Source organism: [Mycobacterium] fortunisiensis (assembly GCF_019050325.1).
Taxonomy (GTDB): domain Bacteria; phylum Actinomycetota; class Actinomycetes; order Mycobacteriales; family Mycobacteriaceae; genus Mycobacterium; species Mycobacterium fortunisiensis.
Map to the genome: position 1 here is coordinate 61,946 of NZ_VOMB01000009.1, position 17,524 is coordinate 79,469.

Annotated in this window: 17 protein-coding genes; 6 read left to right on the forward strand and 11 right to left on the reverse strand. The window is 67.0% G+C overall.

Going from position 1 to position 17,524, the window contains the following annotated elements; genetic code table 11:
• Nucleotide 1: 1 nt before the first annotated feature.
• Nucleotides 2-904, reverse strand: a complete 903-nt coding sequence (gene ku / locus FR943_RS06355) for a non-homologous end joining protein Ku (RefSeq protein WP_217155508.1) — start codon at nt 902-904, stop codon at nt 2-4.
• Nucleotides 905-1,239: 335 nt separating this feature from the next.
• Between ku and FR943_RS06360 the strand changes: the two genes are divergently transcribed.
• On the forward strand, nt 1,240-2,451 hold the full coding sequence (locus FR943_RS06360; protein WP_246584878.1) for a hypothetical protein: 1,212 nt from the start codon (nt 1,240-1,242) through the stop codon (nt 2,449-2,451).
• A 50-nt stretch (nt 2,452-2,501) separates the two neighbouring features.
• Here FR943_RS06360 and FR943_RS06365 read toward each other — a convergent pair whose 3' ends face one another.
• Together FR943_RS06365 and FR943_RS06370 are read right to left on the reverse strand one after the other, a co-directional pair.
• Nucleotides 2,502-3,419 carry a carbohydrate kinase family protein gene (locus FR943_RS06365; protein ID WP_217155572.1) on the reverse strand — a complete coding sequence of 306 codons (918 nt, stop codon included), beginning with the start codon at nt 3,417-3,419 and terminating at the stop codon, nt 2,502-2,504.
• A gap of 26 nt (nt 3,420-3,445) precedes the next feature.
• Nucleotides 3,446-4,108, reverse strand: a complete 663-nt coding sequence (locus tag FR943_RS06370) for a cutinase family protein (RefSeq protein WP_217155509.1) — start codon at nt 4,106-4,108, stop codon at nt 3,446-3,448.
• 73 nt (nt 4,109-4,181) lie between these two features.
• Between FR943_RS06370 and FR943_RS06375 the strand changes: the two genes are divergently transcribed.
• On the forward strand, nt 4,182-6,452 hold the full coding sequence (locus FR943_RS06375) for an ATP-dependent DNA ligase (protein WP_217155510.1): 2,271 nt from the start codon (nt 4,182-4,184) through the stop codon (nt 6,450-6,452).
• 290 nt (nt 6,453-6,742) lie between these two features.
• On the opposite strand, the gene rnhA is transcribed toward FR943_RS06375, so the two are convergent.
• The 4 genes from rnhA to FR943_RS06395 all read right to left on the reverse strand — a co-directional run bounded on the left by rnhA (nt 6,743) and on the right by FR943_RS06395 (nt 9,471).
• Entirely contained in the window at nt 6,743-7,201 is a 459-nt protein-coding gene (gene rnhA, locus FR943_RS06380; RefSeq protein ID WP_217155511.1) for a ribonuclease HI, read from the reverse strand.
• Nucleotides 7,202-7,260: 59 nt separating this feature from the next.
• A complete protein-coding gene (locus tag FR943_RS06385) occupies nt 7,261-8,655 on the reverse strand; it encodes an acyl-CoA dehydrogenase family protein (RefSeq protein ID WP_217155512.1) in 1,395 nt (464 codons plus the stop codon).
• A gap of 48 nt (nt 8,656-8,703) precedes the next feature.
• A complete protein-coding gene (locus tag FR943_RS06390; protein ID WP_217155513.1) occupies nt 8,704-9,018 on the reverse strand; it encodes a DUF222 domain-containing protein in 315 nt (104 codons plus the stop codon).
• A 105-nt stretch (nt 9,019-9,123) separates the two neighbouring features.
• Nucleotides 9,124-9,471, reverse strand: coding sequence for a hypothetical protein (locus FR943_RS06395; RefSeq protein WP_308170481.1), 348 nt, complete (start codon nt 9,469-9,471; stop codon nt 9,124-9,126).
• Nucleotides 9,472-9,601: 130 nt separating this feature from the next.
• On the opposite strand from FR943_RS06395, the gene FR943_RS06400 reads away from it, so the two are divergent.
• Entirely contained in the window at nt 9,602-10,009 is a 408-nt protein-coding gene (locus FR943_RS06400) for a DUF5709 domain-containing protein (protein ID WP_217155514.1), read from the forward strand.
• Here FR943_RS06400 and FR943_RS06405 read toward each other — a convergent pair.
• The 3 genes from FR943_RS06405 to FR943_RS06415 form a co-directional block, all read right to left on the reverse strand.
• Nucleotides 9,983-11,191 (reverse strand): MFS transporter, encoded by a 1,209-nt coding sequence (locus FR943_RS06405; RefSeq protein WP_217155515.1) that lies wholly within the window; start codon nt 11,189-11,191, stop codon nt 9,983-9,985. The genes FR943_RS06400 and FR943_RS06405 overlap by 27 nt on opposite strands.
• 215 nt (nt 11,192-11,406) lie before the next feature.
• Nucleotides 11,407-12,273, reverse strand: a complete 867-nt coding sequence (locus FR943_RS06410; RefSeq protein WP_217155516.1) for an LLM class flavin-dependent oxidoreductase — start codon at nt 12,271-12,273, stop codon at nt 11,407-11,409.
• Between the two features lie 55 nt (nt 12,274-12,328).
• Nucleotides 12,329-13,585, reverse strand: coding sequence for a diiron oxygenase (locus FR943_RS06415; RefSeq protein WP_217155517.1), 1,257 nt, complete (start codon nt 13,583-13,585; stop codon nt 12,329-12,331).
• A gap of 122 nt (nt 13,586-13,707) precedes the next feature.
• Here FR943_RS06415 and cobF point away from each other — a divergent pair, with 122 nt between their 5' ends.
• Together cobF and FR943_RS06425 are read left to right on the forward strand one after the other, a co-directional pair.
• The gene (gene cobF, locus FR943_RS06420; RefSeq protein ID WP_217155518.1) at nt 13,708-14,469 is read left to right on the forward strand and encodes a precorrin-6A synthase (deacetylating); all 762 of its coding nucleotides are present in this window, start codon (nt 13,708-13,710) and stop codon (nt 14,467-14,469) included.
• 6 nt (nt 14,470-14,475) lie between these two features.
• On the forward strand, nt 14,476-14,859 hold the full coding sequence (locus tag FR943_RS06425) for a phage holin family protein (protein ID WP_217155519.1): 384 nt from the start codon (nt 14,476-14,478) through the stop codon (nt 14,857-14,859).
• Here the strand turns inward: FR943_RS06425 and FR943_RS06430 are convergent.
• Nucleotides 14,830-16,584, reverse strand: coding sequence for an FUSC family protein (locus FR943_RS06430; RefSeq protein WP_217155520.1), 1,755 nt, complete (start codon nt 16,582-16,584; stop codon nt 14,830-14,832). The genes FR943_RS06425 and FR943_RS06430 overlap by 30 nt on opposite strands.
• Before the next feature lie 40 nt (nt 16,585-16,624).
• Between FR943_RS06430 and FR943_RS06435 the strand changes: the two genes are divergently transcribed.
• Nucleotides 16,625-17,479, forward strand: a complete 855-nt coding sequence (locus FR943_RS06435; protein WP_217155521.1) for an Fpg/Nei family DNA glycosylase — start codon at nt 16,625-16,627, stop codon at nt 17,477-17,479.
• Nucleotides 17,480-17,524 lie beyond the last annotated feature (45 nt).

Below are 17,524 nucleotides of genomic sequence, written 5' to 3' on the forward strand. Positions count from 1 at the left end.
GCTACTTCTTGGCGGCTGCCTTTTTCGCCGGAGCCTTTTTGGCCGCCTTCTTCGCCGGTGCTTTCTTGGCCGGCTCCTTCTTGGCCGGCTCCTTCTTGGCCGGCTCCTTCGCGCCACCGCGGGCCTTCACGCTCGCCTCGAGTTTGGCCAGCAGATCGGACACGTCCTCGGTCTCGTCGAGCTCGGTGGGCTGCTCTTCGACCGAGAATGCTTCTCCGCCTTCGAGTTTTGCCTGCACCAGCTCGTGGAGCTGCTCCTGGTAGTCGTCACGGAACTGGTCCGGCTTGAAATCGTCGGTCATGGATTCGACGACCTGCCCGGCCATCTTCAACTCGGCCGGCTTGATCTCGACTTCCTTGTCCAGCACCGGGAAATCCGGATCGCGGATCTCGTCGGGCCACAGCAGGGTGTGGATCACCATGACGTTGCGCTTGCTGAAGTCCTTGACCCGCAACGCCGCCAACCGGGTCTTGTTGCGCAACGAGAAGTGCACGATGGCCACCCGCTCGGTGTCGGCCAGTGTTCTGGCAAGCAACACATAGGATTTCGAGGACTTGGAGTCGGGTTCCAGGAAATAGCTCTTGTCGTACATCAGGGGATCGAGCTGATCGGCCGGGATGAACTCGACGACTTCGATCTCGCGGCTGCGTTCTTCGGGCAGCGTGGCGATGTCCTCGTCGGTGATCACCACCATCTGTCCGTCGTCGGATTCGAAGGCCTTGTTGATGTCGCGGAATTCGACGACTTCGCCGCACACTTCGCACACCCGCTTGTAGCGGATGCGCCCGTTGTCCTTGGCGTGGACCTGATGGAGCTTGATGTCGTGGTCCTCGGTCGCGCTGTAGACCTTGACCGGCACGTTCACCAGGCCGAAGGCGATCGAACCCTTCCAGATGGATCGCATAGGGCCAGTATGGCCCACCGGCATGGGTGCCGGCGGTATTGCCGTTGCTGGACCCCGATCGAACGGGGGTTGAGAAGAATTCATTTTCGACAGCGAAAGTAATTAACGTCGGTAATATTTTCGCTCTCAACAAGTCTGCCACTGCCAGATGTTGGCCATTGCAAATAAATTACCCATCTGAACTGGGAGTTTTCTGGGAAGCCGTGATTGCAGATTGACGGCACTGTCAACTGACTTGGGTCGCCACGACGCGAAGATGAATTTTTTTCAGGTATTTCTCAGGTAGCTTCAGCTTTGCCCGGGCGCCCATCCATCCACCTCATAAGGGGATCAACATGGAAGCAGTTGCTCGTTCATATCTGATGGCCGGCGTCGCACTCGTCGGTGCCGGCGCCATCGCGGTGGGGCCTGTCCAGCCGCTGCCACCGGATGTCCAGGTGGCGGCCGTGCCCACATCGTCGGTGCCGGTCGAGCTGAATGCGCTGGTGAATCCGCTTCAACTGTGGACCGAGGTCTTCGCGACCACGATCGACAACGTGGGCACACTGGCAGACACGGTGCTGGCGAATCCCGCACCGATCGCCGGCAGTATCGCCAACAACCAGTTGATCAGTGCGCAGGTGCTGACGTCCTTCGTCACGAGCTTCGGCTCGGGTTTCGTCGAGTCGGTGGGTAACGTCCCGGACGCGCTCCAGTCCGCGGTTGAGCAGATCCTCGCCGGAGACCTCGCGTCCGGCGTGCCCGCAATCGCGACGGCCTTCCTCACGCCGGTGCTGGCCGGGGCATTCGGGGCGATCGTGCAGCTGCCGGATGTCACTGCGGTCCTGCAGAATCCGTTCCTCAATGCGGCTGCGGTGGTCGGCGAGTTGGTCAGTTTCGACACACTGATCGGGCTGGGGCTGCCCGTCCTGCTCACCGCGATCTCACCCGTCGCGCAGATCGGACTCACGGCACAGAAGATCTATGACGGCATCCAAGCCGGTGATCTCGAAGCCGTGGCCAATGCCGTGATCAGCTTCCCGTCAGACATGGTCAACACGGTTCTCAATGGCAGCGCCGAGCTGGGCACCGGCGGAATTCTGGGCAGTGCCGACGACGGCGGCCTGGCCGCCGGCCTGCTCAAGGTACGTCAGGCCATCGCCGACGCGATCAAGCCGCCCGCACTGACCCCCGCCCCCTCGGCGTCGGTCGCCGCGGCACCGGACCTGAATGCCCGGACGATCACCGTCGACACCGGCGAGATCGCGCGGCCCCAGGCCGGTGCGACAAGCCGGGTCGCCGTGGCTGCCACCAGTGTTGCCGCCGACGATGTTGCCGGCACCGTCGTCAAAGACATCGCCGAGGAGACACCGGCCGCCTCCGAGCAGAACGTCGTCAAGAAGCGTCCGGCCGTCACATCCCTCAGGGCCGACAACGACACCACCGGCGGGGAGCGGGCCGCAGCCACGCCGAAGCCGGCGAAGAAGTTCAGTGACAAGTCGAAGAAGACGCATGCCACCAAGTCCAAGTCGCAGACGCGGGCGAAGGGCGCTGGCGGCAAGGAATAGCCACCTCGGCTGAGGAGTGCCCCCCTGAACCTCGATCAGGGGGGCACTTTTCAGGTCCCGGCGCTCAACGCCGCTCGATCGGGCAGGTCGGCGCCGACACGTGCCACCGTCAACGCCGATGCCGTCGTCGCGATCTGCAACACGCCCTCCAGCGCGCCGGTGTCGATGGCGGCCAACGCCTGGCGGTGATCGGCGCCCAGCAGATCCAGCGACCACAGCCCATCGATCAACCCGGTCATGAAGGCATCGCCGGCGCCGACGGTGTCCACCACCTGCACTGGCCGCGCCGGAACCGACACCGAACCGGCCCGGCACACCGCGAACGCCCCTTGCTCACCCAACGTCACGACGACGATGGACGGACCGGCCTCCAGCCAGGCGCGGGCGATCTGCTCGGGCGTGTGCCGGGGGTCGATCCAGCGCAGGTCTTCGCGAGAGGTTTTGACCAGGTCGGCACGTTCGACGAGGCGGTCGATGCGGCCGCGGGCGGTGTCGTCGTCGTGCACCACATCGGGCCGGACATTGGGATCGAACGTGATCGTCGCCGACATCCGGTAGGCATCCAGCAGGGCCGCCGTGGCGCGGCATCCCGGCTCCAGCACCGCAGCGATCGAACCGGTGTGCACCAGCAGCGGGGTGGCGACCTCGGGGGTGCCGGACAGTTGCCAGTCGATGTCGAAGGTGTAGTGGGCTGATCCCGAGGCGTCCAGGACGGCCGCGGCCGTCGGTGTCCGCCGGGCGCTGGTGCTGCCCGAAACCAGCTGTACTCCAGCACTTTCCAAATAGTCGATGATGTGCCGGCCGCCGTCGTCATCGGCGATGTGGGTCAGGAAGTCGACGCCGCGGCCCAGCCGGCCCAGACCCACCGCCACATTGAGAGGGCTGCCGCCGACGTGTTCGCCGATGATCGTGCCGTCCCGGGAGACGGTGTCGATCAGGGCCTCCCCGATCACCAAGGCCCGGCTCATACGGGTCACCTTCTCATCGTAGGCGGCTAGAGGTGTCCGGCGACGAAACCGGCGGCCTGATCGGGATACGGCGGAAGCTCATAGGCACTGTGTGCCGCACGCAGGCGCCCGCCCTGCACACAGATCGGGTCGCCGGGACTGCACAGGTCGATGGTCCGCCCGGCGAACTGCCCGGTTCCCGACAGCGGGGTGCCAAACCGGTTGCCGGGGTTGCCGAACACCGCGACCGCGGCCACCCGGTCGGCGCTGGGGGGCGGCAGGGCAGGCGCCGAGCCGATCAAGCCGATCCGGTCACCGATCGGCGGCACACCGGCGAGCATCGACACCGCCGCGGCGCCCTGCGAGAACCCGCCGAGCACCACCCGGGTGCCCGGACACTGGTCGGCCATCCAGGCGATGTGCCCGGCCGCGTCGTTCGCACCGTCGGCGGTGGTCAGGAAGTTGATCCCGGCCGGGTAGTTGACCGCGTACACGCCCAGGCTGCGTGGTGCGATCCGGGGACCGAGCTGGTCGGCCAGGGCCTGGCCCACGCGGCCGATCCCGGGCGGCTCACCGGTACCGCGGGCGAAGACCAGTTCGACGTCCGGACACGGTTCGGCCGAGGCGGCCGGGGCCCGGCCGGTGAAAAGGGCCGCTGCGGTCAGGGATACGGCCAGGGCCGAGCGAAGGAGCGCACTGTTCAGCGACATTGGCCCATGCTCACATGCGGATGGGGTCGCTGTCCGAGGATGTGGGTATACGTTTTCCCCATGGAGGGGCGTCGTGGAGCGCTATGAGCGGGTTCGGCTGACGAATCCCGACAAGGTGCTCTATCCCGCCTCCGGCACCGCGAAAGCCGAGGTCTTCGACTATTACCTGAGCATCGCCGAGGTGATGCTGCCGCACATCGCGGGCCGCCCGGTGACCCGGAAACGCTGGCCCAACGGAGTCGAGCAGACGTCGTTCTTCGAGAAGCAACTGGCGTCCTCGGCACCGGACTGGCTGGACCGCGGGAAAATCGTGCACAAGTCCGGGACCACCACGTACCCGATCATCGACACCCGCGAGGGCCTGGCCTGGATCGCCCAGCAGGCCGCCCTCGAAGTGCATGTGCCGCAATGGCGCTTCGACCCCGACGGCGGCCAGGGGCCGGCCACCCGCATCGTGTTCGACCTCGATCCCGGTGAGGGCGTCACCATGCGCCAACTGTGCGAGGTGGCGCAGGCGGTGCGCGACCTCATGGGCGACATCGGGTTGACGACGTATCCGCTCACCAGCGGCAGCAAGGGCCTGCACCTGTATGTGCCGCTGACCGAACCGATCACCTCGCGCGGCGCCTCGGTACTGGCCAAGCGGGTGGCCGTGCAGCTGGAACAGTCGATGCCGAAGCTGGTCACCGCCACCATGACCCGCAGCCTGCGGTCTGGCAAGGTGTTCCTGGACTGGAGCCAGAACAACGCCGCCAAGACCACGATCGCGCCGTATTCGCTGCGCGGCCGGGAGTATCCGACGGTGGCCGCGCCCCGCACCTGGGACGAGATCGGCGACCCGGGTCTGCGCCACCTGCGATTCGATGAAGTGCTGCAACGGGTTTCCGAGCACGGAGACCTGCTGGCCGGATTGGATCGGGATGCGCCGGTGGCCGACAAACTCACCACCTACCGCAGCATGCGCGACGCGGCCAAGACTCCCGAGCCGGTGCCGAAGCACTCGCCGACGACCGGTGACAACACCGCGTTCGTCATCCAGGAACATCGCGCCCGCCGGCTGCACTACGACTTCCGGCTGGAACGCGACGGTGTACTGGTCAGCTGGGCGGTGCCCAAGAACCTGCCCGAGACCACGTCGGTGAATCACCTTGCCGTGCATACCGAAGACCACCCCTTGGAGTACCTGACGTTTCACGGCGAGATCCCGAAAGGGGAGTACGGCGGCGGCAAGGTGATCATCTGGGACACCGGCACCTATGAGACCGAGAAGTTCAACGACAACGCCCCGGACGGGCCGGACAAGGGCGGCGAAGTGATCGTCACGTTGCACGGCGACAAGATCGAGGGCCGCTACGCGCTGATCCAGACCGACGGCAAGAACTGGCTGGCGCACCGGATGAAAGATCAGAAGTCGGCACAACCCGACCCCAAGGATTTCGCGCCCATGTTGGCCACCGAGGGGTCGGTGGCCAAACTCACCGCCGGCCCATGGGCTTTCGAGGGCAAATGGGACGGGTACCGGCTGCTGCTGGAGGCCGATCACGGGCAGCTGCGGCTGCGGTCCCGCCGCGGCCGCGACGTCACCGCCGAATACCCGCAATTGCAGGCGATCGCCGCTGATCTGGCCGACCACCACGTGGTGCTCGACGGCGAGGCGGTGGCCCTCGACGAGTCCGGGGTGCCGAGTTTCAGCGAGATGCAGAACCGGGCCCGTTCCACCCGGGTCGAGTTCTGGGCCTTCGACATCCTGTGGCTCGACGGCCGGTCGTTGTTGCGTGCGAAGTACTCGGACCGGCGAAAGATCTTGGACGCGTTGGCTTCCGGTGGCGGGCTGATTGTCCCCGAACCGCTGGACGGGGACGGTCCCGAAGCGATGGAGCACGCGCGGGAGAACCGGTTCGAGGGCGTGGTGGCCAAGAAGCGCGACTCGACGTATCAGCCGGGGCGGCGTTCGGCGTCGTGGATCAAGGACAAGTTCTGGAACACCCAGGAGGTGGTGATCGGCGGGTGGCGGCAGGGCGAGGGCGGGCGCAGCAGCGGCATCGGCGCGCTGCTGCTCGGGGTGCCCGGCCCCGATGGCCTGCAGTTCGCCGGGCGGGTAGGCACCGGATTCACCGAGAAGGAGCTGGCCAAGTTGAAGAAGATGCTGGCACCGCTGCACACCGAGGAGTCGCCCTTCGGCCAGCCGTTGCCGAAGCTCGACGCCAGAGGGGTGACGTTCGTGCGTCCGGAATTGGTGGGCGAGGTGCGCTACAGCGAGCGCACGTCCGATCACCGGCTGCGCCAACCCAGTTGGCGCGGTCTGCGGACGGACAAGACGCCGGACGAGGTGGTGTGGGAATAGGACGCTACGCACCGGAGAGGAATCCGACTCGAGTCGGCAGGTGCATTGCTTCCGTCTGATTGCATGACGGGAACCCGACCATTTGTTAAATGGAATCTCGTCCATCTGTCGACGACGATCCGGCGGGCAGCAACGGTCACCGACCGGGACGTACGGCATCTCCACTGGCTCCGTGGTCAGGTCGGAGATCGCCTCGCCACAAGCGTGGTGGTGACAACCGGAGAGTTCGCCTACCGCAGACCCGACGGTATCGCCGTGGTGCCCCTGGCGTTGCTCGGCCCCTGAACCGGCTACGCGACTGGTGACGCGCCGAGCGCTTCGCGCATCCCCCGAGTCGCCAGCACGTCGGCCAGTTCGTTGTCCGCGACTCCTGAATGCCCTTTCACCCAGAACCACTCGACCTGGTGCCGCAGGCAGGCGGCCTGCAGTCGCTGCCACAGGTCGACGTTCTTCACCGGCTGTTTCGCGGCGGTCAGCCACCCGTTGCGTTCCCAGCCGAGCACCCACTTGGTGATGCCGTTGCGCACATAGGTGCTGTCGGTGTGCAGATGTACCACCACCGGGCGGGTCAATGCCTCCAGCGCCATGATGGGCGCAGTCAGTTCCATCCGGTTGTTACTTGTCATTCCGGGTTCTCCGCCGTACAACTCCCGAACGTGCTCGCGATGACGCAGCACCGCGCCCCAGCCGCCGGGGCCCGGGTTAGGCCGGCAGCCGCCGTCGGTGTGGATGATCACGGGGTCGGTCACCCGATGAGGATAGGCAACCGCATCGAGCCGTCGACGGTGCGACACGAGCGGAACGCATCTCACTTCCGGGGCGGACGCAACACTTTCATCGCCAACCGCATGGCCGGTTCCGGTACGTGGTCCTTGGCCGACAGTGCGGCGCCGGCCACTCGCGTCCGCAGCGGCGTGCCGCGACCGAACCACCGGTTCAACGGCCCGCCCGAGGGCTCCAGGTCGACGTGCAACGGAGGTCTGCCGTCGGCGGCCCCGAGGGCATGGGCGATGACGATGCGTTGAATCTCGCTGGTGCCCTCAAAGATGGTGTACAGCTTGGCATCCCGGTACCACTTCTCCACCGGATGCTCGGTGATGTAGCCCCAGCCGCCCATGGTCTGGATGGCCTGCTCGGTGGCCCGGACGGCCACCTCGCTGGCGGCCAGCTTGGACATCGACCCCTCACCACGCTCGAACGGCACACCGGTGGCGGCCATCCAGGACGCCCGCCAGGTGAGCAGCCGGGCCGCGTCGATCTGCGTGGCCAGATCGGCGAGCGGAAACGCGATGCCCTGGTTGTCGACGATCGGTGCGCCGAAGGCCACCCGCCGGTTGGCGTACTCCGTGGCGTATTCCAATGCTGCCCTGGCGATTCCGAGCGCCTGCGCGGCCACCATCGGCCGGGTCTGCTCGAAGGTGCCGAGCGTGGCGGAGCCGGAATGTGTGCCCCCTTCGACGGCCTCACGGGCCCGGGACAGCTTGTGCTCGAGTTTCTCGTGGCCGCCGAGCAGATTGCCGGCCGGTACCCGGACGTTGTCGAACGTCAGCTCGGCGGTATGTGACGCCCGGCAGCCGAGCTTGTCGAGTTTGCGCACCATCTCCAGCCCGGGGGTGCCGCCTTCCACGATGAACAGCGCCTGGCCCTTGTGGCCGAGTTCTTTGTCGACGACCGCGTTGACCACGTGCACATTGGCGATACCGCCGTTCCCGATCCACATCTTGTGGCCGTTGATGATCCAGTCCGCGTCGGGTCCGGACCCGTCGCGAACGGCATATGTGCGGAGGTTCCGCACATCGCTGCCGCCCTCGGGTTCGGAGATCGCCAGCGCCGCGAGTTTCAGATCGCCCGGGGTGCCGAAGCATTCGGGTGCCCACTGCAGCATCTGTTCGGGTGAGGCGGCTTGACCGATCGCCGAGAGCGCCAGCGCGGGCATCACGACCGCCAGGCCGATCCCCGCGCAACCCCAGAACAGTTCCTCCATGAACATCGGGAGGGACAGTCCGCTCGGGTCACCGATCAGATCGCGATAGAACAGCGGGTTGTAGAAGCCGCGCTCCGCCGCTTCTTCGAGCACCGGCCACGGGAATTCCTGGCGGTGGTCGTAGTCGGCGGCAACCGGGCGCACGACCTGCTCGGCGAACTCGTGGGTACGTCGGGCCAGGTCGTGTTGGGCGGCGGCGGGCGTGATGTCGAATGCCACGACGATTCGGGCACCCAACCCCTACCGCTGTCGAACTCCGGGTGGATGTCAGCCGGAAGGTTGACTGGCCTCCGCGATCCGGCGCTGGGCCTCGGCGGGCGAAATCCGCAGCCTCCTGGCCAGGACTCCGACCGGGTCGAACCGGGGTGGCGAGACGCTGTCGGATGCGACCATCCGCCCGAGCAGGCGTTGCTGGACGGCGGCCAACCGTCTCTCGCCGGCATCGAGCTGACTCAACACCTCTTGGAGGTCGGACCGTGTCAGTGCGTGCACCGACAGCGCGTCGATTTCTTTGCATGCGGCGTGCAGATGGTCGAGTGCCTCACCGACCACCGTGCGCTCGGCTTCTAATATCGAACTCATGTTCGACAACCTACGCCGCCCCACCGACAACCCACGGCGATGTTCGCCGACCGTGATTTCGTCCCGGCTGCTCGAGCCAATATGCAGCCATTTTTATTCCCGAACTCAGCATGCCACGTCGACATAAATTGTTTGCGAAATCACCGTGGTATTGATAGAACTGCCGCCCCGCGAATCGTGGGTGGCGTGGGTCTGTCCCTGGCGCACGCCCAGCACGGTGCAGTCCGACAGTGGCGCGGCCCCGGTGCGATTGACGATGACGTGATAACCGCTGGTCTGCAGGCTCTTGACGGTCTGTTCGGCCGACTGGGCGGTGGGGGCGGCAGCGGCGACGCCGACGAGCAGTGATCCGGCGGTGAGGGTGCCGGCGGCAATTGTGGCGACAATATACGACTTCATTTTTCCAACCCTTCGATCCCGGCGCCGTGAAACCGCGTTGTCGAATTGGCGCACCTATTTATGCCAATCGGAGAGTCGGGCAGAAAATTCCGCTTTTCGTGATTTTTTCTCAGGTTGCGCTCAGGTGGGTACCAGTCGGTGCTTGCCCATGACGGGCGGCCGCAACCTGTGCCATCGTTGAACCATGAGCGGTTCCGACGACTACAGCGTCGACGAAGACGATCAGTTGACTCAGGAGGACGCCCTGATCGACCGGGGCGTCGACGACCTGCTCGACGAGGGATACTCGCCTCCGGAACGGTGGCGTGAACCGCGGGAGCACCCGACTCTCGATGAGCAGTTGGCCGAGGAGGAACCTGACCCGGCATTGCAGCTCGACGCCACCGAGGATCCGGACGAACAGGCCGGCGACGACGAGGTCGGTGCTCAGCGCTCGGGGCGGCTGGTCGCCCCTGACGCCGGATTCGGGCCCGACGAGGAAGCCGAATTGGTCGGCACCGATGTCGGCATCGACGGCGGCGCGGCCTCGGCCGAAGAAGCCGCTGTCCACATCATCGCGGAATCCTCACCGGGTCTTGGTCCGCTGCAGTAGCACCGAGACGGTGAACACCAGCAGGCCCGCGACCGCCAGCAGTGCCCCGGCAAGGGCCGGGGCGGTGTAGCCGAACCCGGCTGCGATCACCAGGCCGCCCACCCAGGCGCCGGTGGCGTTACCGATGTTGAGTGCGGAGTGGTTCAGCGCGGCGGCCAACGTCTGCGCATCGTGCGCGACGTCCATGAGCCGGGTCTGCAGCGCCGGGCCCACGGCCGAGCCGGCCACGCCGACCCCGAACAACAGCGGCAGCGCGGTCCACGGGCTGTGTGCCCCCAGCGAGAACGCCGCCAGCAGCACGGCCAGGGCACCCAGCGCGAGATAGAGCGCCCGCACCACCGAGATGTCGGCCAGTCGGCCACCGATCAGATTGCCGGCCACCATGCCGAGGCCGAACACCATGAGCGCCACCGGGACCAGTGCCCGGGGCAGCCCGGTGACGTCGGTCATCGTGGTGCTGATGTAGGTGTAGACCGCGAACATGCCGCCGAAGCCGATCATGCCGACCAGCACAGCCAGCCACACCTGGGGGCGGCGCAGGGCGCCGAGTTCGGTGAGCGGACTGGTGACGGGCATAGCGCGGAGATGGTCGGGCAGCCACCGCCACAACGCGGTGAGCGTGGCCAGGCCGATGACCACCACCAGGCCGAACGCGCTGCGCCAACCCAGCGCCTGGCCCAGCCAGGAGGCCAGCGGCACCCCGAGCACGGTCGCCACCGTCAGGCCGCACAGCACATAGGCCACCGCCTTGGCCCGGTTCTGCGGACCCATCAGGTGAGCGGCGGCCAGCGCGGCGATCCCGAAGAACGCGCCGTGGGGCAGGCCGGCGACGAACCGGGCGATCACCAGGGTCGGGTAGCTCGGCGCCAGCATGCTGGCCACGTTGCCGAGAGTGAAGACCGCCATCAGGGTGAGCAGCAGCGCTTTGCGGGGCCAACGGGCAGTGAGCGCGGCGATCACCGGCGCACCGACGACGACGCCCAGCGCGTAGGCGGAGATGACGTGGCCCGCGGTCGGCTCGGTGATGCCGAAGCCGGCGGCGATGTCGGGCAGCAGGCCCATCGCGACGAATTCGGTGGTGCCGATGCCGAAGCCGCCGAGGGCCAGGGCGAACACCGCGAGGATGCGCACCATGGGGTCGGGCGCGACGATGGCGCGGGCACGGTCGAGGGAAGTCGTCATTCGCAGGCTTTCCGAGGGGTCGTGGACTGGAGCTCTCGGACAGCGTTGGCGAGAACGGCGGGTGCAACGCTAACGGGGCGGGCTGTGTTCCCTCAAACTTGATCGAACCGCCGGTTCAGCCCGCCGCTTTCCACACCGGGGCTGTTGATCTTCGCGGGGCACGACCCAGGCGCAGAAAACGGCGCGGCGAAGGTAAGGCCCGCGAAGGGCAGCGGCTATACCTTGGCGATGACGTTCTCGGCGAACTTCTCCAGGTGGCGGATCTTGCGGTCGAGCGGCTCGGTGTCGTCACCCATGATGTAGGGCAGCCGGAAGCCGACGATCACATCGGTGACGCCCTTGTCCTCCAGGCGCTTGATGCCGTCGAGGGTGAAGGCGTCGCCGGAGATCACGTGGATTTGGAAATCGTCGGTCCGGCCTTCCTCTTCTCGGATCTGATTGAGCCGGGTCAGCAGCTGGTCGAGCTCCTCGGGACTGCCGCCGCCGTGCATCCAGCCGTCGTTGCGCGCGGCCCGGCGCAGGGCGGCCTCGGCGTGCCCGCCGACGAGGATCGACACCGGTTTCGACGGTGCCGGCGTCATCTTGGTCTTGGGGATGTCGTAGAACTCGCCGTGGTACTCGAAGTAGTCCCCACTGGTCAGCCCGCGGATGATGTCGATGCACTCGTCCATCCGCTTGCCGCGTCGCGCGAACGGCACGCCCATCAACTCGTAGTCCTCGGGCCACGGGCTGGTGCCCACGCCGAGCCCCAGCCGGTTGTCGAACAGGGCGTTGAGCGAGCCGACCTGTTTGGCCACCAGGGCCGGGGGCCGGATCGGCAGCTTGAGCACGAAGAAGTTGAAATGGAGCGTTGTGGTGGCGGCACACAGTGCCGAGGCCAGCACGACGGCTTCGACAAATGCCTTGCCGTCCAGGAACTCCCGGTTGCCGTCCGGGGTGTACGGGTACTTCGAGTCGGATTCGAACGGGTAGGCGACGCTGTCGGCAATCGTCATCGCGTGGTAGCCCGCCGCCTCGGCGGCCTGGGCCAACGGGATGTAGTAGGTGGGATCGGTCATGGCTTCGGCATAGGTGAACCGCATGCCGTACACACTAGAACGTGTTCTAGTTCGGTGGGGCCGATCGGGCGATCACTGCTCAGCCTGCGACGCTGACGTCGGACGTGCCGGCGCCGTCCAACTCGAACGGCGGTTCCCCGACACCGGCGATCGAGTGCGTGCCCTGCGAGGTGCGCTCGGTGATGCGGGCGTCGACGGTGCGGGTGCCGATGCTGATCCGCACCGGCCCCGGCGTGACAGCCTCCGGGGCATCGAGAATTGTTCCGCGCCAATGGAACCGGCCGTCGATCGGGTCGAGGTGTCCGGTCAGCCGTACGTGCACCCGGCGGTCCTGGTCACCGTTGTCGAGGACGGCGAACCCGTCGTACACCTCTTCGGTGAGGTCGGCACCGGCCTCGGCAGCTCCGGCGGTCAGGGCCCGCGGGGTGCGGGCCGGCAGGAACCCGGCGCGGCGCCACATCCGGCGTCCGATCCGACCCATCAACCCGACCTCTTCGAGAAACGCGGCCAGCGGGGCGAATCCGGAGATCTGCACCTCGCGACGGTGCGCACTGGCTCGGGCCATCCGGCGGGCGGCGCGGGCATCGAGGCCGACGCGGGCGTACTGCACCTTGTTGGTGAACAGGTAGCGGAAGAAGTAGCCGCCGACGCCGTTGAGGTTGGCCACCCAGACTCGTTTGTACCAGGGCATCGACGGGATGCGCTTACGCAGGCCGTCGCGGGCGAACTGGATGTGGCGGGCTTCCTCGGTGACGTGGATGCGCATGAGCCGCTGGACCATCGGCTGCAACTCGGGGTCGTCCATCATCTGGCGCTGCAGCGAGTCGAAGATCTCCTCGCCGACGAGCGCGGCCACCCATAGCACCGAGCCGCGGAAGAAGAACGGCAGCGTGTTGATGATCATGCGCTGGTAGAGCCGCGGACGCACCGGCTTGGCGTCCATCTTGTCGATGGCCTTGCCGAACATCACCATGTGGCGGGTCTCGTCGCCGAGTTCGGTGAGCTCGTAGTGCGTGGACGCCGACGTCGGGTCCTGGTGCATCATCTTGCGCAGCAGCGACTGGTTGAGGATGTTCTCGAACCAGATGCCGGCCGAGAGCGTGTTGGCCAGCTCTTGGCGGGACAGCTCGATCTGTTCGGCGCGGGACATGCTGTCCCACAGCGGCGTTCCGTACAGCGACACGATCCGCGGCGGCAGGAAGAACTTGTCCGGATCCAGTGGTGCAGCCCAGTCGATGTCGACGACGGGCGCGTAGGACTTACGCACCGAGCCCTTGAGTAGGCGCTCGGAGAATGCGTCCCGCGAACTCGCCGTGGGTCTGACCGAAGCTGTCACCGTTGACGTCCCTTCGTTGCGGTTCCCCCTGTTTCGACGTTAGGTACCGACAATGGGTGATGTCAATACCCCGGGTATCGGATACTTCGGGTACCCGGTTTCGGTTCGGTTAACCTTCGTCTGTGCGTCGCATCCACGTCATCGGAATCGGGGCCGGTGACCCTGACTTCGTCACAGTCCAGGCCATTTCCGCGCTCAACGACACCCAGGTGTTCTTCGCGATGGACAAGGGCCCGCGCCGCGGCACCGACACCGATGACCTGGTCGCGGTGCGCAAGCTGATCTGCGACCGTTTTATCACCGAGCCCGGCTACCGGTTCGTCGAATTGGTGGATCCACCGCGGGCGGCGGCCGATGACGCGACGGGCTATCGCCAGGTGGTGGCGGACTGGCACGCCGAGCGCGCCCGGATCTGGGCCCAGGCCATCGAGACCGAGCTCGGGCCGGACGGCACCGGGGCCTTCCTGGCCTGGGGTGACCCGTCGCTGTATGACAGCACGCTGCGTGTCCTGGACCGGGTGGCCGAACACGTCGAGTTCACCTACGACGTCATCCCGGGCATCACCGCGATCCAGGTCTTGACCGCGCGTCATCGCATCCCGCTCAACGACGTCGGCGAACCGGTGCTGATCACCACCGGGCGTCAGTTGCGGGAGCGCGGCTTGTCCGGCAGCGCCGTGGTGATGCTCGACGCGGACTGTTCGTTCCAGCAGTGCCCGCCGCAGACCCGGATCTGGTGGGGCGCCTATCTCGGCACGCCGGACGAGTTGCTCTACGCGGGCACGGTCGGTGAAGTCGGCGACGAAATCGTTGCTGCGCGTACCGAAGCCCGAACACGCCACGGCTGGATCATGGACACATACCTGCTGCGCTCGGCAGACTGATCACCCATGAGCTCATTTCTCCTGCGCGCTGCGGTAACCGGATTCGCACTCTGGGTGGTCACTCTCGTGGTGCCGGGAATCGGTTTCATCGGCGGTGATTCGGCCATCGCGCGGGTCGGCATCATCTTCGTCGTCGCGGTGATCTTCGGTCTGGTCAACGCGGTCATCAAGCCGATCGTGCAGATCCTGTCGATTCCGCTGTACATCCTCACGCTGGGCCTGATCCACATCGTGATCAATGCCCTGATGCTGTGGATCACGTCCTGGATCACCGACAACACCACCGGCTGGGGTCTGCACATCGACCAGTTCTGGTGGACGGCGATCTGGGCGGCCATCGTGCTGTCGCTGGTGAGCTGGCTACTGTCGTTCGTCAAGAACCTCGCGTAGCGCACCGGCCTGCTCGCGCAGGGCGGCGGCGGTGTCACGGGCGGCCGCGGTGTCGCCGTCGTGCTCGAGCGCCCAGCAGGCCGCCAGCGCGCGGTAGGCGAGTTGTTCGGCGGTCACCACCGTCGGCCACATGCGTTCGGCCGCAACGCGTTGCGTGGCCGATCCGCCGATCTCGGTGTCGTAGGCGGGCAGCAACGCCATCGCGCGGAGCTGCAGGTCCCGGCGGTCGACGCGGGCGGCCGCGGTGGTGGCCGCACCGGTGCCGAGGTGATCGACCGTGGCGGTGACGGCGTCGAGCGCGGCGGTGATCGCCGCGGACAGTCCGGTGGGCCGTCGCAGCCGCTGCGTGGACCAATACACGAAAAGCGCCACTGCGCAACCGATCAGGGTGTCCAGACCGCGGGCCAGCAAGATTTCGCCGAGGTTGGCCACGGCGGTCCCGCCCGAGGCGATCGTGAGGGCTGCGGGCGTGATGAACACGACCGCCAGTGTGTAATTGCGCACCACGTACATCTCGATGACGAACTGCAGCACCCCGATGGTCACGGCCAGCCACACCCCCTGGGGGTGCAGCGCCAGGATGGCCCCGGCCAGGCCCAGCCCGAGCCAGGTGCCCAGGGCGCGTTCGATGCTGCGCACCACGGTCCGTAGCCAGTCGAAGCCCTGGTGCAGCATCAGGACCGCGGCGGCCATTGCCCAATAGGCGTGGTCCATCGTCAACGCTTGTGAGATCGGCCCGGCGATGGCGCCCGAGATCGCCACCGCGATGCCGACCCGGAGCGCCAGTTGCAGCGACACCGAGCCGGGGGTCAGGGCGCTACGCAGCAGCTGCACCGCGCTGGGCCGGCCGAGCGGAACCCCTTCGGCGCCATGCTCGTCGGTGATGGCATCGGCGGGCACCGTGGCGAGGTGGCGGGCCATGGCGGCGCCGTCGGGCGGTGGCGGGCTTCCGGCGTCGGCCGCGCGCATCGCGGCGGCGAACAACGCATGCAGCCGGCGGTTCACGATCCGCAGGCGATACAGCGCCCGGTCCGGGGCGGGCTGCACCGGCTGGAACGTCACCAGTGTCACCCAGGCGGTGTGCAGCAGCAGGGCGGCACGATGCCGGTTGTCGGCCTCGGTGGCGGGTTCGCCACCGATGCTGTCGATGTAGCTGGCGACCGCCGTGGCGGCCGCGGCCACGGCGGCCTTCTCGGGTCCGCGCGGTTGCACCAGGGCCCCGGCCATGTGGGCGCACCAGGCGAAGGCGCCGCCGGCCAACACCAATGCCGCCATGTGACCGGGGCTCAGGTGGGCGGTGCCCGGGGCGCCGGTGCCTGCCGCGCAGGCCAACACGAACATGTAGGCGCCGGGTGGCCCGACCGAGAGCGCGCGGCAGACGAAGACGGCCACCATCGCGATCGCGGTCACGACCACCACGCCGAGCCACACCGATCGGGCGGCCCAATCGCCCAGTGCCACCGCGGCGGCGAACGACACCGCGACGACTCCCAGATAGGCGCCGCGGTTGAGATAGGGGCGGCCGCTGCCGTACAGCGAGGTGAAGCCGCCGATCGTGGCGATCAGGCCGGCGGCGGTGTCACCGGCGGCCCAGCCGATCAGAACCGGTACCGCCATGCAGATTCCGGCCCGCAGCGCGAATGGCCAGCGCCGCGGCACGCTGTTGATCACGAAGATCTGCCGTATTGGACTGCTGGTCGGTCTGGGCGCAGGCCGGTCGGACATGTCTACAGCATGCGCGGCGTTCGGCTGACACACTGGAGCCATGCCCGAACTGCCCGAGGTCGAGGCACTGGCCGATTACCTGCGTCGGCACGCCGTGGGTCGGATCGTCAGCCGGATCGACGTCGCGGCGTTGTCGGTGCTCAAGACTTTCGATCCGCCGATCACCGCTTTGCATGGCCAGACCGTCACCGGCGCCGAGCGCTGGGGCAAGTACCTGGGTCTGGAGGTTGGTCCATGGCATCTGATCACGCACCTGTCCCGGGCGGGGTGGTTGCGTTGGTCGGACAAGTTGGCGACGACGCCGCTCAAGCCGGGCAAGGGGCCGATCGCCCTGCGGGTACACCTTGGGGAAGGCCAGGGTTTCGACCTGACCGAGGCCGGCACCCAGAAACGGTTGGCGGTGTGGGTGGTCGGCGATCCGCTCGACGTGCCGCAGATTGCCGCACTCGGCCCGGATGCGCTGTCGCTGGATGCTTCGGGGCTGGCGGAGGTGCTGGCCGGCCAGAGTGGACGGATCAAGACGGTGATCACCGACCAGAAGGTGATCGCGGGGATCGGCAACGCCTACAGCGACGAGATCCTGCACGTGGCCAAGCTCTCGCCGTTCGCCACCGCGGGCAAGCTGACCGACGCCCAGCTTTCGGCCCTGCACGACGCGATGATCTCGGTGCTCACCGATGCGGTGACGCGTTCGGTGGGTCAGCAGGCCGCGACGCTCAAGGGGGAGAAGCGGTCTGGGCTGCGGGTGCACGCCCGCACCGGGCTGCCGTGTCCGGTGTGTGGTGACACGGTGCGGGAGGTGTCGTTCGCGGACAAGTCGTTCCAGTACTGCCCGACGTGTCAGACCGGCGGCAAGGTGCTGGCCGACCGCCGGATGTCGCGTCTGCTCAAGTAGTGGTCCGCATTTTTGACAGTTGTCTAACTCGGTTATCCTGCTGCG

Bases quoted from the DNA above. Each gene is read 5' to 3' on its own strand.
- FR943_RS06430 (WP_217155520.1), bottom strand. From the start codon at position 16,584: ATGTCCGACCGGCCTGCGCCCAGACCGACCAGCAGTCCAATACGGCAG.
- FR943_RS06390 (WP_217155513.1), bottom strand. From the start codon at position 9,018: ATGAGTTCGATATTAGAAGCCGAGCGCACGGTGGTCGGTGAGGCACTC.
- ku (WP_217155508.1), bottom strand. From the start codon at position 904: ATGCGATCCATCTGGAAGGGTTCGATCGCCTTCGGCCTGGTGAACGTG.
- FR943_RS06400 (WP_217155514.1), top strand. From the start codon at position 9,602: ATGAGCGGTTCCGACGACTACAGCGTCGACGAAGACGATCAGTTGACT.
- FR943_RS06405 (WP_217155515.1), bottom strand. From the start codon at position 11,191: ATGACGACTTCCCTCGACCGTGCCCGCGCCATCGTCGCGCCCGACCCC.
- FR943_RS06365 (WP_217155572.1), bottom strand. From the start codon at position 3,419: ATGAGCCGGGCCTTGGTGATCGGGGAGGCCCTGATCGACACCGTCTCC.
- FR943_RS06370 (WP_217155509.1), bottom strand. From the start codon at position 4,108: ATGTCGCTGAACAGTGCGCTCCTTCGCTCGGCCCTGGCCGTATCCCTG.
- FR943_RS06410 (WP_217155516.1), bottom strand. From the start codon at position 12,273: ATGCGGTTCACCTATGCCGAAGCCATGACCGATCCCACCTACTACATC.
- FR943_RS06435 (WP_217155521.1), top strand. From the start codon at position 16,625: ATGCCCGAACTGCCCGAGGTCGAGGCACTGGCCGATTACCTGCGTCGG.
- FR943_RS06425 (WP_217155519.1), top strand. From the start codon at position 14,476: ATGAGCTCATTTCTCCTGCGCGCTGCGGTAACCGGATTCGCACTCTGG.
- FR943_RS06360 (WP_246584878.1), top strand. From the start codon at position 1,240: ATGGAAGCAGTTGCTCGTTCATATCTGATGGCCGGCGTCGCACTCGTC.